Here is a 1,850-nt window from a genome sequence, read left to right on the forward strand (position 1 = left end):
CTTCGGTACCGTTCTGGCATCCGAAAGCGATCCGGCGTGCACTACGACTGCCAATGGTGTGAAAAGGCTTTGACAGGATAGCGCCTGGCCTTAGAGCCTGTTATGAGCGTTTAGGTTCTGCTCGTGTATCATTACGAAATGATACGAACAGCTTATCCACGTGATGATTCCGATAAGGAGAGGGTGTTTGTTGCGCCCTATCTGACGCCGATGGACGAAGTGGCACCGCAGCGGAACTATTCTTTGCGCGACATCTCCAACGGACTACGCTCGCTGCTGCGCACGGGTGCACCGTGGCGGATGCGGTCCAACGACGTGCCGCTGTAGTACGCTGGCTATCAACAGACGCAGCTCTGGTTGACGGCGAGGATGGCGGAGCAGATGGTGCACGATGTACGGATGCTGCTGCGCGACATCACTGACCGCACGCCCCAGCCCCGTGCCGTGATAGTGGACAGCCGGACGCTGCAATCGACACCAGCAAGCGGGGGACGCGCTGGCGACGATGGGCATATATGGCGTAACGGCTCAACGGTGTATCTGGCTGTAGATACGCTGGGGCAGGTGCTGGCGGTGGTGGTCACGCCAGCCAATGAACAAGACCGTGCACAGATGACTGCGCTGGCCCAACGGATTCAGGAGGTGAACGGTGACACGATGGAGGTGGCCGTCGTCGACCAGGGTGCCACCGGTGAGCAACCGGCCACCGAGGCTGCCGCCGGTTTCGCCTAAAGGTAGTCAAGCTGCTGATAACCAAGCGGGGCTTTGTCGTGCTACCTCGACGGAGTGGTCGAGCGCAGGTTCACCTGGATATCACGATTCCGGTACCTGGTGCGTAATGACGGACGCCTGGTGGAGACCCTGACCGGGTCGTATTTCGTCGCCTTCGCCATCGTATTGGCTCATCGATTGGTCTCTTTCATGGTTCAACGTTTATAACAGACGCTACACACATAAATGCTTGCGTTCCCTTTTGAGCGAACGTAAACACAGCTTCCACTTCCACCCGCCGCTGACGGGATAGGTGGGAGTGACATGCTCGCTGTGATGAGCGAGAGGCTGATGTATGACCAGCCAGTCCGGCTGGCAATTAACACACTTACATCGTCCCAGTATCAATCGGCTGCCACTTCACCGACGCGATCTACCTCATCGTGCTGATCACGTGGCGACCACGCTTTCTCGTCAACGATCAATTCAATCGTCTTGAAGCGGCGACCAGTTTCAAAATCATATCGATAGCGAACGCAGATGAGGCGATCACCATACAGTGCCTGTAACTTCTTGGTACCACGCTGACCGGGTTTCAGTTTGAGACGAGTGCGCATTGTAAGCTCCATCAAAAATCGATGACACGGCCTGGTACCAGGATACTGAAGCAGTGTTACAACATTGTTACCAAAAGGTTAAGACAGAGGCGTGGCGTTTTGGTTTGGTCAGGTATGCACCGATGCCAGAAGTGGCTATACCTTTGCAGATCACTTGAAGGAGGTTCAAGCCTGTGATCCTTATTGCAGATTTGCGGTAATCACAGACAAGTTGTACTCCTGCGTGAAGGAACCGACAGGGATAGGCGGGCGGCGTAGTGCATGATCGGCGGGGAGCAGAGTCGGCGAGTTAAACCCCTGCCTCACAACGTGGCAGCTCCTCCGGGGCTGCCTGGTGGCGGAGAGGTTCCTCTAGAGCCTATTATGAACTTTGAACCATGAGCGAGACAAACCGATGGGCCAACAAGATGGTAACGGCAACGAAATGCGAGCCGGCCAGCGTCGCCACCACACGTTCGTCGTCACGCACCAGGCGACGGAAGCGCGTCATCCAGGCGAACCTGCGCTCGACCACCCAGCGCC

The 1,850-nt window shown here is 56.5% G+C and carries 1 protein-coding gene and 2 pseudogenes; 1 reads left to right on the forward strand and 2 read right to left on the reverse strand.

Going from position 1 to position 1,850, the window contains the following annotated elements; all coding sequences use genetic code 11:
• Nucleotides 1-138 precede the first annotated feature (138 nt).
• Nucleotides 139-939 (forward strand): annotated as a pseudogene (locus VAE55_RS15220) (transposase).
• Between the two features lie 176 nt (nt 940-1,115).
• Here the strand turns inward: VAE55_RS15220 and VAE55_RS15225 are convergent.
• Together VAE55_RS15225 and VAE55_RS15230 are read right to left on the reverse strand one after the other, a co-directional pair.
• Complete coding sequence (locus VAE55_RS15225) at nt 1,116-1,328, reverse strand: hypothetical protein (RefSeq protein WP_322816587.1); 213 nt, start codon at nt 1,326-1,328, stop codon at nt 1,116-1,118.
• Between the two features lie 361 nt (nt 1,329-1,689).
• Nucleotides 1,690-1,850, reverse strand: a pseudogene (locus tag VAE55_RS15230) (IS5/IS1182 family transposase); the annotation flags it as partial.

Source organism: Chloroflexus sp. (assembly GCF_034432675.1).
GTDB lineage: Bacteria > Chloroflexota > Chloroflexia > Chloroflexales > Chloroflexaceae > Chloroflexus.

Excerpts from the sequence above, each read along its gene's own strand:
- VAE55_RS15225 (WP_322816587.1), bottom strand. The coding sequence starts at position 1,328 with ATGCGCACTCGTCTCAAACTGAAACCCGGTCAGCGTGGTACCAAGAAG.